Annotated in this window: 14 protein-coding genes; 5 read left to right on the top strand and 9 right to left on the bottom strand. The window is 44.5% G+C overall.

Going from position 1 to position 14,616, the window contains the following annotated elements:
- Positions 1–87: 87 nt before the first annotated feature.
- Together C1T21_RS23785 and C1T21_RS23780 are read right to left on the bottom strand one after the other, a co-directional pair.
- Positions 88–1,854, bottom strand: coding sequence for a cellulase family glycosylhydrolase (locus C1T21_RS23785; RefSeq protein ID WP_103049993.1), 1,767 nt, complete (start codon positions 1,852–1,854; stop codon positions 88–90).
- Between the two features lie 692 nt (positions 1,855–2,546).
- Positions 2,547–3,464, bottom strand: coding sequence for a DMT family transporter (locus tag C1T21_RS23780; RefSeq protein ID WP_103049992.1), 918 nt, complete (start codon positions 3,462–3,464; stop codon positions 2,547–2,549).
- A gap of 148 nt (positions 3,465–3,612) precedes the next feature.
- Between C1T21_RS23780 and C1T21_RS23775 the strand changes: the two genes are divergently transcribed.
- On the top strand, positions 3,613–4,491 hold the full coding sequence (locus C1T21_RS23775) for a LysR family transcriptional regulator (RefSeq protein ID WP_103049991.1): 879 nt from the start codon (positions 3,613–3,615) through the stop codon (positions 4,489–4,491).
- Between the two features lie 146 nt (positions 4,492–4,637).
- On the opposite strand, the gene C1T21_RS23770 is transcribed toward C1T21_RS23775, so the two are convergent.
- Both C1T21_RS23770 and C1T21_RS23765 read right to left on the bottom strand, forming a co-directional pair.
- Positions 4,638–6,212: a sigma-70 family RNA polymerase sigma factor gene (locus tag C1T21_RS23770; RefSeq protein WP_103049990.1), complete on the bottom strand. Its 1,575-nt coding sequence runs from the start codon at positions 6,210–6,212 to the stop codon at positions 4,638–4,640.
- Positions 6,213–6,405: 193 nt separating this feature from the next.
- Positions 6,406–6,771: a hypothetical protein gene (locus C1T21_RS23765; protein WP_103049989.1), complete on the bottom strand. Its 366-nt coding sequence runs from the start codon at positions 6,769–6,771 to the stop codon at positions 6,406–6,408.
- 214 nt (positions 6,772–6,985) lie between these two features.
- On the opposite strand from C1T21_RS23765, the gene C1T21_RS23760 reads away from it, so the two are divergent.
- On the top strand, positions 6,986–7,222 hold the full coding sequence (locus C1T21_RS23760) for a helix-turn-helix domain-containing protein (protein ID WP_103049988.1): 237 nt from the start codon (positions 6,986–6,988) through the stop codon (positions 7,220–7,222).
- Between the two features lie 667 nt (positions 7,223–7,889).
- Here the strand turns inward: C1T21_RS23760 and C1T21_RS23755 are convergent.
- On the bottom strand, positions 7,890–8,660 hold the full coding sequence (locus C1T21_RS23755; protein WP_103049987.1) for an S-layer homology domain-containing protein: 771 nt from the start codon (positions 8,658–8,660) through the stop codon (positions 7,890–7,892).
- 236 nt (positions 8,661–8,896) lie between these two features.
- Positions 8,897–9,256 (bottom strand): HesB/IscA family protein, encoded by a 360-nt coding sequence (locus C1T21_RS23750; RefSeq protein ID WP_013311832.1) that lies wholly within the window; start codon positions 9,254–9,256, stop codon positions 8,897–8,899.
- A gap of 372 nt (positions 9,257–9,628) precedes the next feature.
- Here C1T21_RS23750 and mqnE point away from each other — a divergent pair, with 372 nt between their 5' ends.
- Both mqnE and C1T21_RS23735 read left to right on the top strand, forming a co-directional pair.
- Positions 9,629–10,735, top strand: a complete 1,107-nt coding sequence (gene mqnE / locus C1T21_RS23740) for an aminofutalosine synthase MqnE (protein ID WP_023990177.1) — start codon at positions 9,629–9,631, stop codon at positions 10,733–10,735.
- 204 nt (positions 10,736–10,939) lie between these two features.
- Positions 10,940–12,007, top strand: a complete 1,068-nt coding sequence (locus C1T21_RS23735) for an NAD(P)/FAD-dependent oxidoreductase (RefSeq protein WP_103049986.1) — start codon at positions 10,940–10,942, stop codon at positions 12,005–12,007.
- A 111-nt stretch (positions 12,008–12,118) separates the two neighbouring features.
- On the opposite strand, the gene C1T21_RS23730 is transcribed toward C1T21_RS23735, so the two are convergent.
- Positions 12,119–12,376, bottom strand: a complete 258-nt coding sequence (locus C1T21_RS23730; RefSeq protein WP_023990179.1) for a YuzB family protein — start codon at positions 12,374–12,376, stop codon at positions 12,119–12,121.
- A gap of 87 nt (positions 12,377–12,463) precedes the next feature.
- Here C1T21_RS23730 and C1T21_RS23725 point away from each other — a divergent pair, with 87 nt between their 5' ends.
- Positions 12,464–12,709 carry a NifU family protein gene (locus tag C1T21_RS23725; protein ID WP_013311836.1) on the top strand — a complete coding sequence of 82 codons (246 nt, stop codon included), beginning with the start codon at positions 12,464–12,466 and terminating at the stop codon, positions 12,707–12,709.
- 92 nt (positions 12,710–12,801) lie between these two features.
- Here the strand turns inward: C1T21_RS23725 and C1T21_RS23720 are convergent, their stop codons facing one another.
- Entirely contained in the window at positions 12,802–13,566 is a 765-nt protein-coding gene (locus C1T21_RS23720) for an SDR family oxidoreductase (RefSeq protein WP_025723586.1), read from the bottom strand.
- A 143-nt stretch (positions 13,567–13,709) separates the two neighbouring features.
- Positions 13,710–14,552, bottom strand: a complete 843-nt coding sequence (locus tag C1T21_RS23715) for a MetQ/NlpA family ABC transporter substrate-binding protein (RefSeq protein WP_103049985.1) — start codon at positions 14,550–14,552, stop codon at positions 13,710–13,712.
- Positions 14,553–14,616 lie beyond the last annotated feature (64 nt).

Below are 14,616 nucleotides of genomic sequence, written 5' to 3'. Positions count from 1 at the left end.
GCTTCATCAGCCATTCCAGACAAACTAAACGACCTTCTCCATTAGAATTTCGAGAAAAGGCCGTTGCTAAAACAATATGAATCTTTTTTACTGTTTACCGTTGCTATACACCGTGCTTAACTTGGATGTTGCTCTGATGCCATTCGGACCTTCAATAATGGCACGTCCTTGTTCAGTATAACTCGATCCTCCCCAGTCGTTTGACATATCCAAATATTCTAGACCCGATCCATTCCCTTTCCAAGACCATCCGAGATAACCTACACCTTTTTGTTGGGCGTAACTCATAATGGTGGCCTCGTCAACATCACCATTTGTATGCTTGATTCCGAATTCTCCAATGATGAGAGCTAGATTTTTGTTTAATACATTGTCAATATTGCTTTTTACTGTTTCGGCATTTCCTCCAGCGTATTCGTACATATGAATGGAGAACATCGTATTTTTAAGCGGATCGGCATCAAACACTTGCGTTCCGTAGTCAAAAATCGACTTCGGATATTGACCCCACCCAGCGGCGTCAACCATAATAGTATTTTTGATGCCAGCATTTCTCAGCTTTGGAATAACTGATTTATACCCCTGTGCCCAGCCGTTTCCATCCCAAGTACCAAACCATTCATTCGCGATGTTGAGAATGACTGTATTTTCTTTTCCAATCAGTGCGCTCTTCATTTCAATCCAGTAATCTGCGATTTTATTCAATACAGCAGCATTATCACTTCCCGTACCATCGTGTACTTCAAGGATAACAACCAATTTGTTTTGTTCTGATAAAGTGATCAGGTTTTGCAACGCTGACAGATCATCTTTCGTCCATTGCTGACCGTCAGACAGCACGATTCTAATCGTGTTTGCTCCTGTTTTGGCAATTGCAGGTATCGCAACCGACTCTTGACCTTTGTACCAAGTGTAAGCGTGATTAATTCCTCTCATGACAAAGGGACTTCCGTTGCCATCATAAAGCGTCGTACCTTTAACATAAAATCCTGTATTTTGAGAGGAGTCGGAACTTGTTGTTACTTTTAAGACATTACTCGGTTCCGAAATATTGCCTGCTGCATCTTTCGCTTTTACAGTGAAGTTGTAGGATGTGTTCGCAGTGAGACCCGTCACTGTATAACTTGTTGTGGTGCTCGTGCCTACCAGATCTGTTCCGTTATAAATAACGTAGCCAGTTACACCTACATTGTCTATTGAGGTCGTCCATGTAAGAGTGACAGATGTGCTCGTCTTGGATGAGCTTTGGAGGTTTGTTGGGGCGGTTGGGGGTGTCGTATCTGCTGTCGTATCAATCTGCGTGAATCTCCACCTTTGCTGAGCGCTACCGTTGTCGGCCCATTGTTGAACGTTTGCACCGTCATGGGTATAACCACCGACAACATCCAATGCTTTACCACTAGATTGCGAGATCAGCTTATAATATCCACCACCAGCGTCAATGATTTTCCACTTCTGCTGAGCGTTCCCGTTGTCGGTCCATTGTTGAACGTTCGCTCCGTCATGGGTATTACCACCGGCTACATCTAATGCTTTACCACTAGATTGCGAGATCAGCTTATAATATCCATCACCAACGTCGACCACTCTCCACTTCTGTTGCTCCTTTCCGTTATCGGTCCATTGTTGAACATTCGCTCCGTCATCCTTGGATCCCCCTTCAACTTCCAAGTTTTTTCCGCTATGCTGTGCCGTAATTTTGTAAACAGCATCTGAAATCATATTCGATTGGGCAGACGGTGTTGGATCAAGCGTTAGATTAGTAACTCCACCATTGTTAGCGCTTACAATCATGGTCGGCAATACATAAACAAGCATACTCAACGAGATCAAACACGACAATAACTTCTTCATTTTGTAACCTCCAGGTAACCAGCGTTACAATTCACTGTTTGCTCGAAGTTTCCAACATTTCTATTTAACTGCATCTCAACATACACCTCTTCCTTAGCTTATATATTCAAATTTCCCTCCCTTAGGCACGTACTATGATCTCTCCTTCCGACCATAATTCGGAAAAGAAAAAAGAACCAAAAAAAGCTCTATCCTAATATCAGGTAAACGCTTTCAATTATTCCAAACTGATTATGTGATTGGGAAATGAATTCTTACTCATTCTAGTTTGCATTATACGAAATGTCAATTGTTAGCATAACAAAAATATGTAAAATACAATAATTATTAAAAAAACAAACACCATATAAACATAACAAATTAGTTATATTGAATACCAAGGTTCTTCTATTACCTCTTTTTTTGCTCTGAAAAAATTATATTCATTGATTTTTTTACATAAGGACGAAAAATAGAAAAAAACAAAAACATTTAACTTGATTTTGTTAGTCTAATGTTTTTAAACAACCATCTTGTTAGCTAATTTTAGCACGACAAACCTCTACAATAAATTTAAATTTTTTCGATGATCTTGGATAGCGTAGCATATGAGTTCTTTGAAAATCATAGTCAAAAAAAGCACGCTATATTGGTACTACCAATATGCGTGCATGAAAGAAGATATTGAAGTTCTTCTTGATCCATCACCCCCGTTAATCCTCAAATGTATCACCGTTCTGATCCTTGGTGGATAACTCTATTCTTTCTTTAATATTTACCAGATACACACTGCCTGCAATCAGCACCAGCCCCACAACAAACGTCAAAGTAAGTGATTCATTGAGCATTACCATACTAAAGACCGTGGACAGCACCGGAATCATAAATGTATATGAGCCGACGGTTCCTGCATCTCCGTTGTCGATCAGTTTAAAATAAATCATCCAGCCCATTGCAATTACAAATATCGAAATAAACAATAAAATCGCGATAAAAGAGGTCGTCCAGTGAATATCGCTCCATTTCTCGGTCGTAAATCCAATCCCATTGAGTATGATCCCCCCAAAAATGAGCTGCATCGTCACCGCCCAAATGGAATCCAACTGCTGGCTTTTTTTCTTCATATAAATCGTTCCGAGCGCCCAGCACAGTCCTGAAGCTAGCCCCAACGCAATGCCCAGTACCGATAAATGCCCTGCCATTCCACCAGAGCTAATCACGATCACCCCGCCAAAACCCAGTACCAGTCCAATGACCTTCAGGGGAAACATGCGCTCCCCCAACCACATCCAGGAGAATAATCCCAACAGGATAGGCTGAAGGAATACTAAAGTGGAAAATAACCCAGCAGGCAAATAACGCAGCCCTACCGTCTGCAAGCCATAGTAGCCTGCAATATTAAATATGGCCAGCACAAGATAAGTCCACCCATTCTGTCTAAGGCGCAAGGTTTCCCGGCGACGCATAGCGAACAACAGTAGAATCACACCACCCAGCAGGGTGCGGATTCCTGAAAAAAATATCGGCGGCGTATCTGGCAAAGCCAGCTTGGTCAACGGCCAGTTGATCCCCCATACCATTACTAATATCAAGACAAGCCACAGCGTGGCTTTAGGTGTTAATTTTTTCATAGATGTCTTCTCTCCCTTAGATTTTCATCGTTCATTGCTTACGACTAAAATATGAATAGCCGTTTGCAAAGTTTTGCTTTACTAGCGTATACTGTGGTCACTAATAAATAAAATGAATGTTTTCAATGAGGGAGATAACTTTTCACTTATGACCATTACTCAAATTATGATCTTCGTTCGTGTAGCTGAAACGCTAAACTTCACCCAAACTGCCCATGAGCTGCATATGACGCAGCCCGCGGTCAGCCATGCCATCGCAAGCATCGAAAACGAGCTGGATGTTCAGCTATTGCTGCGCGACCGAAAAAAAGGAGTGCTGCTGACCGATATCGGGCACAAGGTACTGCTGCAATTCCGCATGATGCTGCAAAGCATGGAAAAGGTACAGCAGCAGGTGGCTGCTGAAAAAGGTCTAGACGTTGGCACGATCACGATCGGGGCCTTTCCTTCTGCCTCAGCCTATTTTCTGCCCCCGATTATTCATCATATTCGTCAGCATTATCCGAACCTTGTTTTCGATCTACATGAAGGCTCCACGAATGAAGTCAAGGAGTGGGTGCATACCAGAGAAATCGAGGCGGGTATCATCCTGTTGCCAGACCCTCAGGTAGATGTCATCCCTTTATGTCAGGATGACATGGTTATTCTCCTGCCAGACGGTCACCCTTTGCAATCGCACAATAAAATCGCCATTCGAGACTTGAATCAGCAGGATATGATCTTTTGTAAAGGTGGACATGAGGTCGCCATTATGGAAGGTTTTGAACGCGAGCAAAGTCAGTTGCAGGCACAATTCATTACTCATAATGTCAGCACCTTGGTCAGCATGGTTCGACAAGGACTGGGTATGGGCATTGTCTCTTCACTCGCCTTGTCCACGTTCCCCCATGATCTGACCGTCAAGGAGACTTCACCTCTGATCACACGCCAAATCGGTATAGCTGTACCGTCCCTGCACAATGCTTCACTTGCTGTACAGTTATTTGTGCGTACTGCGCAGGAGTTATTTACAGATGTGAAGCAGTAGAAGCATCGGTAACGAGATTTTGGCAGGTGTATAATGTTTCCTAAATACTTTTCTTGTCTTAATATGGTGTACTTAAAAAATAAAAAGGAGTTTTCCATAAACGGAAAACTCTTTCGCACTTTAAACAATCTGCTTCTATACTTTCTTCAATGTCGGACCAATCCACCAGCCAAATCATCCCATCGCCAAGAAACCTCATGTCCATGGAGATGTAGCCCCCCAAACCACTCGTCGATCGCTTGAACTGCAATGCGGTCCACTGATCCATTCAGTACCTCATTACCCAACTCTGTCAGAATTACCTTTCGGTTCAGAAAATCCGGAATTTGTCTGAAATCCAAGCCGGCCTCATCCCCGTCAATGATCAGCAAAGGATGTTCGCCTTGCGCCAAAGCACGAATAAATTTCCAGTATTCGAGATCACCCATGCCGAGCACATGCAGGACGTCAGTTACCTGACGAAACAATTCCAATGGCGTATTCACTCCATTATGAACGGCCTGAAGCGTGGTCTGTTCCACAATGCCAAGACCATTCCACTCCGAGGGCAACCGCTTGAGATGCGCTGTGAAAGCTTCATAGGCAAATGGCAAGCCGGATGCTGCCAATTCTGCCTTCTTGTCTTCCAGCAGATTAGCCATTTGAGTAGGATCAGGAGAAGCGTACGCCTGCCAAAGCTCGCTTCCGAGCTCCATTTCTTTCCGTTCAATAGTTCGCCAGGTCCCGGATAATGTCTGAAGCTGTGCCGGAGTGAGCTGTCCCAGACCATGAAACCGTTCGATTCCCGGAAACTCCCCAATACAGAGCAGGCTCAGCTTCGTGCGGCCCAGTTTCTGTCTCTTGAACCAGTGGAGCAGATAGGCGAGCATGCTCTGATCAAACAGGTCATGCTCAAACCACAACACGACTTCATCATACTTAATAAACTCACGAAGTTTCTGCTCTTGTTCCTCACACCCCGTAATATATTCGCTGGCCGGAATACCCATCGTTTCCTCCAGGACCCGGGCCCGCAGTACCCGTTCTTCAGCCCCCGCTGGATTTGTAAATATCGGTCCTGCCGGATATACCTCTCTCCATACAAGCACGTCACCTTGTACAACACCCTGCTTCAACATGTCACCTACAACATCACCGTTAACAATATGTAGCATGTTTTGCCCTCCTTCATACAAATGATTGAACACGGAAACGAGGTCGGCTACCGGGAGTGTACCTTTCAACTTTCGGCGGGCATCGTGCAGCCGCTTCTTAAGCGTCGGGACCGGAGTGCCCAGATAATCAGAAATTTCCTGAAGAGAGTAGCCGTAAAAATAAAACAATCGCAGAGGCACGCGCAGCTTGGCAGACAGTGCCTTCACCGATTGTTGCAGAACTTGGCTCTCCTCCCTACGCTCCGCAATTTCTGCTACACCCGGTACTCCTCCGGAAACCTGCACAGCCTCATCCAGAGGAAGCATCGAATGATGCTTGCGCCGCAGCATCCGCTGGCACTGTCTTACGACAATGGTCTTGAACCAGCCTGGAAAAGCGGACGGGTTCTGTAGCTTCTCCAGATTCTGATAAGCCTCTATGAACGCATCCTGCACGGCATCTTCCGCAAGATGAACATCCTTCAGCATGTCATAGGACACCGCATAGGCCATCCCGCGAAAATGCAGCATCAGCTGTCCGAACGCTTCCGCATCCCCTAGCCGCGCCTTTTCAACCCACTCCCTCATACGTTCCTAGCCTCTTTTCTTTCGTGTTCTTATTCTTAAGTGCCAACTCCGTGGGGGAAGGTTACAAATCATGTTGATGGAAAAATGAAATGATTGATAAAGAGCTTCACTGAACACAGCAACCATATTAACAGATTCCTTCTCAATAGAAGCATAATGTAGTTACAGGCTGTTGGTTTTCAACAGAAATATATCATCCTTTATTTTTCACGAGGTTAAGCTCAATATGACTTCGACCTTGTAGCCATAGCAGTTCATCCAGTAAAAATGCCAATCCATCCTTACTACGCAAACGCTCGATCATTTCTGTAACGACTTCCATAATCTCACGCTGTACATTGTTCGCTAGTTGGAGGCCCCCACTTTCCCCATCCACATAAAGATGTGGATGATCCGGTTGATCTACCTTTCGTACATGTCGCAGACACAGTATCCCATGTTCAAGATAAAAGAAATAGCTACGATCATACAGAACTCCCTCAAATATCTCATACATATGAGGATTATCATCAGGTCCATATACCATGGCAACTCTTTTCAATTCAACAGATTCGCTCATAAATAATTTCTCTCCTTCTGGATTGATTAATTTTTTTGTCAAATAAAGAACAAAAATTATGTATATATGTATTTAATGTACGACTTCTTATACATATAATACACTTTCACATGTACATTTTCAACACTTATCGAATAAAATGTACGCATTATTGTAATTTAGGTTTGACTTCTCTAAGATTTAAGTACATATAATAAGTTGAGGGGGATTACTCATGGGATTGAAACCAAGTTATAAACCAATGGAAATCACTCTAATTAAACGAGATAAAACACGAACTTACCTTCGCACTCAATTAGGAATATCACCATCCACTTTGGCGAAAATGTCTAATGGGGAATTTGTAGCTATGAGTGTCATTGCACGCATTTGTGAGGAATTAGACTGTAGAATTGAAGAGGTTGTAGAGTTTATAGAGGAGCAACCATTAGATACAGAAAAAGAGCGCTAGCCTTTTTGAAGAGGATAGCGCTCTTCCTTTTTTATTAACTATATTTTCCTATTGTTATCTACCCGCTGCATAAGGAACCGATCAATTAGTTCAATTTTTTGCTATATAGTAAGAAATGTACATGAAAAACGGAGAAGACGGAATGGTGCTGTACAAGCGAAGCGGTCGCTTTTGTCCCCGGATTTCTACCCTAACACAATCTTTATTCAAGAAATCCGGGGGCGGGGGCGATGGGAAGCACCATCCGTCTGCGGAGTGGCACTAAAGTAACTTTTAAGTTCCATTTATATATTCGATCTTTTGATTAGTTGCTCCATTGCTTTATAAGTCATGCCAGAGTAATCACTTATAATAAAATGGAGAGTGATACAATGCACTTTATAAAATCGATGTACACAAAACAAAACATAAATACCTCAGTACTCTTTTTTGCATGTTTAGTTCTATATAGTGTTTTTTCTGAGATTGAAATTAAACCCGTAGCACTCTTACTTTTTACAGTTGTATTTGCCTTTTTTAATGCCCTGAGTAAATTTGTCCAATCCACACGTAGTGATAATGATCATTAAACACATTCAAAAAGGCCTCCTTAGCAATATAGTACGCGACTATACCGCTATAGAGGCCTTCATTTATAGTTGGATCTTTTCTTGCTTTCGTCTGATCATCACTTCGATTGCTTTGTGGCTTCGTACAAACGCTGTAAAATGGTAACCGCTTCAGCCCGTGTGACTAGCGCTTTGGGGTGAAGGTATCCATCATTGGCGGTAAGGACGCCCATATTAGTCAGGGTGTAGAATGCTTCTGCCTTTTGAGTTTGGGAATCTTCATAAAAGGGCTCCTCTTGAGTCGTGTCGATGTATATTACTGGATAGCTGAACGAGTAATTGTCATTGTAATTCGCCTGACGAATTTTTATATCCTTATACTGCGCAGCTGCAGAGATTACTTCCTTGATCTCAGGATGAAGAGTCTGATTCGTATAATCCGTCCGAACGGAAGCAATCATCATAACATCCCAGCGGGTCAGCGGTTTGTCGGGATTGATATAGAATTGATAGTTTGGATATTTGCCTCCTACTCTTTCAGTGAAGCCCCAAACATAATCCCCATTGAATAATGCTGCAAAATCTTTATTCGCCCAGTGCTTACGCGCATCAACAAATTCTGAAGCTTTTCCAGACGAATGATTGATCTCTGGAAAAAGCTTGTGAAACATATTTACAAATTCCGCTTTCGTTATGGTTTTGCTTGGCTTGAAGGTCCCATCCGCATAGCCCTTGACAACGCCTTTGTCGACCATCGAACGAATGGATTCGGCAGCCCATTCATATTTTGTCCCGTCCACATCAGGAAACGTATTTGCCGCGAATGCGGATTGACTGAAAAACAGTACCACCGCAACCAACGGGGTGATAAGCCATTTCTTTTTTAACATCTCTTTCCACTTCCTTTAGGTAAAATTTATGTAGAAATAATTCTCCAAACTCCATGTTATATCGGCATTTCAAAAGCAAATGATGATATTAGACAGAAGAAACAACACAAAAACGACCTCCGCAACGAGTAAAATCCCGTTACAAAGGCCGTTATCCGCAACCTAAACACATGTTTTAGGGAACCATCCTGACATTTAGGCTTCTATAATTCAGACCACTACTCGAAAAACCTTAATTAACAAGGCTCTTCGTTCGGTTTCCCGGCATCCGTAGCCGTACGGAAGCTTGAACCACAGCCGCATGTAGCTACGGCATTCGGGTTATGAATCGTGAAGCCGCCTGACATTCCAGACTCTTCAAAGTCGATTTCCAGACCGTCCAGGTAGCGGATGCTTTCCTTTTCTACTACAATCTTCATATCCTGTACGTTCATATATATATCCTGATCCGTCTCGTTGTCGTCAAAGCCCATTGCATACGAAAATCCGGTGCAACCGCCCGGTGTAACACCCAGACGTAAAAACATATTCGGCGTTTCCTGCTGCTCCAGCATATCTTTCAAACGCTCAGCAGCGGAATCGGTGATGTTAATCATAGCTCCATCCTCCTCTTTTACTTCATGTTCCCCTTCAGTATACTCCACTATTTGCAGGTGCTCAAGTCATGGAATGTCCTTCCCTTACAGGCTTAAAGACCTGTTTTTCTATTCGTTTGTATTGAACACCAGTGGTGTGAGGTTTATAATAGGTGAAGAGTGTGTAAAAGAAACTGTCGGAAATTTGTCATTTCAAAGGCGATATTTTGAGATATTCATCATTGTAGCCTGGCATTGTAATATTTTTCACATATCGTATATCCGCGCTGCCGGATTCTTACCGACGGAACGGGACATCCTGTGCGCCCTTAGCGCTTGTGCCGCTGATTTGGCGGACAGCCTCGCACAGAGCAACTTGAAGGAGGAATAGGCATGTCCACATTAGTTACACCTTTTACAGACCGCAGAATGGCGGAAATTGTAGAAAAGGTACAGAACGGTATTCGTTTAAACCTTGAAGACGGTATATATTTGTATGAAACTGACGATATCCTCACACTGGGTCAGTTAGCTAACGAAGCTAATTTACGCAAGAACGGAAAAAAGGTTTATTTTATCGAAAACATGAGCCTGTACTTCACCAATGTATGCGAAGCGCGCTGCGCGTTCTGCAATTTCCGCAAGGATCAGGGGGAGGACGGCTCTTATACGTTGTCCGGGCAGGAAATGATTGATTATGTAGAGCAACACATCCATCCGGGAGTAAGAGAATTCCATATCGTCGGTGGTCATAATAATCATGTGCCTTTCCAATACTATGTAGACTCATTGAAGGCTCTGAATGAAAAATATCCCCACGTTACACTGAAAGCTTACACAGCAGCGGAAATTGACTTTTTCACACGCATAAGCGGCTTGAGTATTAAAGAAGTGCTTCAGGAGCTGCAAAAGGCTGGACTTCAATCCCTGACCGGTGGTGGCGCAGAAATCTTGTCCGACGAATATCGGAAGAAGATGCGTGTTACGAAAGCCAACGTGGACCGCTATCTCGAAGTACATCGCACGGCCCACAATCTCGGCATGAAAACTCATACGACCATGCTGTACGGTTCGGTCGAATCGTATCAGGATCGTATTGAACATATGCTGCAAATTCGTGAATTGCAGGACGAAACGAACGGATTTATGGTATTTATTCCACTGTCCATGCAGCCGAAAAGCAAAAACGCCAACATCATGCGCCGTAACTCCGCTTACGAGGATCTCAAAACCATTGCGATCAGCCGCCTGATGCTGGACAATATCGACCATGTCAAAGCTTACTTCATTAATATTGGTCCACAATTGACGCAGGTCGCTCTCACCTTTGGCGCATCAGACGTTCATGGCACGATTGTACGCGAGCAGATCAGCCATGCCGCAGGTGCATTAACCCCTGCCGGATTGACCCGTAAAGAGCTGATCTGGCTGGTCAAAGGTGCCGGACGCATACCTGTAGAACGGGACACCTTCTATAACGAAATCGAAGTTTTCGAATAAATGTAATATCGAATTCAGATTTCCCGCGAGCATTTCATCCCCATTACTCACACCATGCAGCATCATGCTGCCCCGGAATACGCTGGTCTGCCTGCCAAAGGCAGGCCCGATTCTCGGGTTTTATAACAACAAAAACTTGTGTTAGATCAACGAGACACCAGACCATTTGCCGGGGACACGGTAGCGAAAGGAAGGCGGATTTTGATGAAAAATTTCGTTATTCTGGGGGGAGGCTATGGCGGCCTTACCATTGCCAAAGAATTGCTGGATAAACACATTCCCGACGATGTTCAAGTTATTTTAGTGGATCGAATGCCCTTTCAGGGGTTAAAAACAGAATACTATGCCCTCGCGGCAGGTACGGTATCTGATTTTGATTTGCGGGTGCATTTTCCAGATGAACAACGTCTTATTCGCAAATATGGAGAGGTCACCTCGATGGATCTGGAGAATAAAATGGTCCATTTTCAAGAAGGTGAGCCCTTGCCCTATGACCAACTTGTCATTGCTTTGGGTTGTACCGACCGCTTTCACAATACACCAGGGGCTGAAGAACACAGCTGTACGATCCAGTCGTTTAACCATACCCGCCAAACCTATCTGCGCTTGAACGAAATCAAGCCATATGGACATGTCCATATTGTAGGCGGCGGTCTTAGCGGTGTTGAGATTGCTGCGGAGTTACGTGAAAGCCGTACGGATTTGAATATTACCATTATGGATCGGGGCGAGCGGGTGCTGTCGGCATTCCCGCAACGTTTGTCTGCCTATGTACATGCTTGGTTCAAGGAGCATCAGGTTAATGCCCTGAACCATGTTGCGGTTTCCCGTATTGAGCCGGGGGCTATTTATAACCGTGACGAGCAAATTGTAACGGATGCAGTGGTATGGACAGCGGGGATTCAGCCAGTAAAAATTGTGCAGGATTTAGCCGTCCCTAAAGACCCTCAGGGCCGCATCGTGCTCAACGAATATTATCAAATACCGGACCATCCTGAGGTGTATGTGGTCGGAGACTGTGCGAGCCTTCCCTACTCTCCAAGCGCTCAAGCGGCAGAAGTGCAAGGGGAGCAAATCGCACACATTGTACGCGACCTGTGGAAGGGCCAAACGCCTCACCCGCATCCTTTAAAGCTGCGCGGTACATTAGGCGCACTTGGCAAGAAGGCCGGGTTCGGCTATGGCTTTATGGGCAGTACCTCATTGCGCGGACGAGTACCACGCCTGCTTAAAAGCGGTGTGCTCTGGAAGTCCAAACGCCATTTTGGATAAACGTATGCTAAACAAACAAAGAAGACCCGCTCTCAGAGCAGGTCTTCTTTGTTTCTTGAGTGTTTGCATCATGTATATTCTCTACAAAAAGGAGCTGTCTAACAGAGCCTTTCAATCCAAATCTAGGTTATCCCATGCTTCAGCTTCCTTAATTTTGTTCATAATCACTTCGTACAGAAGCTCTGCTGAATCTGCGGATACAATCTCGCCGTTGACCATCGCATAGGGTTCGGCGTTGCACTGACCGCAATTGCTTAGGCAGCCGTATTCAATCACATCATAATCTGGATTCTGTTCCAGCTTGGACATGATCTCATCGGTACCCCAATGCATATTACTGGTGCAAAACTCAATAATAGGTCTTAACATTTTTTCACCTGCTTTGGATGACGGGCATTTTAATTTGGCCCGCTTTGTAATATAATAATAAAGGTATAGGAAAGGAGTTGAATTCTAATGAGCGAAACACAAAGCGTTCAAATGTATGATGAAGTAGCTGATGTACTGGATAAGCTCCGTCCGTTCCTGCAACGCGATGGTGGCGACGTTGAGCTGGTTGACGTTGAAGACGGCATCGTTAAGCTGAAGCTGGTAGGCGCTTGCGGCAGTTGCCCAAGTTCCACAATCACGCTGAAAGCAGGGATTGAACGTGCTCTTCTCGAAGAAGTCGACGGCGTCCAAGAAGTGGTACAAGTATTCTAATGCTTGATGCATAATGATCATGAGAGTCTTGACTTCGGTAACGAAGCTCAAGACTCTTTTTTGTGTTACAGCGTCTGAGGGATCACTCAAGCTTATATGGTTGGCCGAATGGGGTCCAATCCTCCCGATACATCCATAATATTACCTGTTATAAAATCCGAATGCTCCTCACACAAATAGGCGATCACTCGCGCAATGTCCTCTCCGCTCCCCGGACGTCCACGCGGTGTCTCTTTATCCTGCATGCCGATGACATCGGCGATTGACATTTCCTTATTTGCTCCTCGAATATCCCCTGGACAGATCATATTGACCGTAATGCCATAAGGAGCTTCCTCCACAGCCAATGACTTCGTAAAAGACACCAGCCCCACCTTGGCGGCTGCGTAGACGGCGCGATGCGGCCAAGCCCTCGCTTCTCCAGCATGACCAAAGCCAAAATGAATAATACGTCCCCATTGCTGGCTACGCATGTGAGGCAATACCAAATGATCCAGCAACATGGTACCGACCAGATTCCCTTGTATCATGGCATGAATCTCAGCCACACTGTAATCCGCAAACAGACGGCGTTCCCGGATGAACGGTCCGGCATTGTTCACCATAATATCGACTCCGCCTAGCCGATCCTGTACTTCACCAATCAGCCTCGTAATATCTTCCTGAACAGAAATATCCCCTTGTAAAGACAAGCAGCGTACTCCCTTAGACTCAATCACCCGCTTAAGCGCTTCAGCTTCTGCTTGGCTATGCACATAATTCAGCGCAATATTACAGCCTTCATCCGCCAGACGCAGAGCGGTCGTTTTACCTAAACCTTTGGCACTGCCCGTTATGAATGCGACTTTATCTCTCAACAATTTTCCTCCTGTTCACAGAGATCGGTCACCCCCAAGTATAAAATATTTAAGCTTCCCCTACAACTCCATTCAAAAAGAAACCCCCAGTCCTCTTGTTCAAGAGAATCTGGGGGGTGCGTGCAATACGTTCTCATCCCTGCTTAAAATGCCGGGATAATCGCGCCTTGGTATTTATCTTCGATGAATTTTTTAGTTTCTGGAGATTGCAAAGCTTTAAGCAACTTCTGAATCGCTTCGGAATCTTTATTATCAGGACGTGCTACCAGAATGTTAGCATATGGAGAATCCTTGTCTTCCAGTGCCAGTGCATCCTTCGTAGGGTTCAGCTTCGCTTCCAAAGCGTAGTTCGTGTTGATCAACGCAATATCCACTTCAGGCAACTGACGTGGCAGCATAGCCGCTTCCAGCTCCTTGAATTTCAGGTTTTTCTTATTTTCAGTAATATCTTTTACGGTAGCTTCAATGTTGCTTGCGTCTTTCAGCTTGATCAGACCTTGTTTCTCCAACAACAGCAAAGCACGGCCTCCGTTTGTCGCATCGTTCGGAATGGCTACAGTTGCGCCATCTGGGAGTTCATCAAGCTTTTTATATTTTTGGGAGTAGATGCCGAAAGGCTCCAGGTGAACCGCGCCCACAGAAACCAAATCCATTTTGCGCTCTTTGTTCATCACATCCAAGTAAGGTACATGTTGATAGAAGTTAGCATCCAGCTGCTTGTCAAATAATTGAACGTTCGGTTGTACATAGTCGTTAAACTGAACGACTTGTAGGCGAACCCCTTCTTTTTCCAACTGAGGCTTGATTGCTTCCAAAATTTCCGCATGTGGCACAGGAGAAGCTCCAACTTTCAGCTCCACTTCACGTGGTGATCCGCCTGTATTTTCGTTCGCATTGTTTGTATCCGATGTTGTGCTCTTTGTACCGCAAGCAGCCAGCACCGCAATTAATGTCAAGCTTAATACAGCCAATACCCATTTCTTCATGTTATTACCCCTCCAATAATTTGTAATATTCAGGAGCAGACGTCCTGATCAATAAGGATATCTA

It is taken from the genome of Paenibacillus sp. F4 (assembly GCF_002894905.1).
GTDB classification, from domain to species: Bacteria; Bacillota; Bacilli; order Paenibacillales; family Paenibacillaceae; genus Paenibacillus; species Paenibacillus polymyxa_B.
This window is presented reverse-complemented; position numbering and strand designations above follow the sequence as displayed.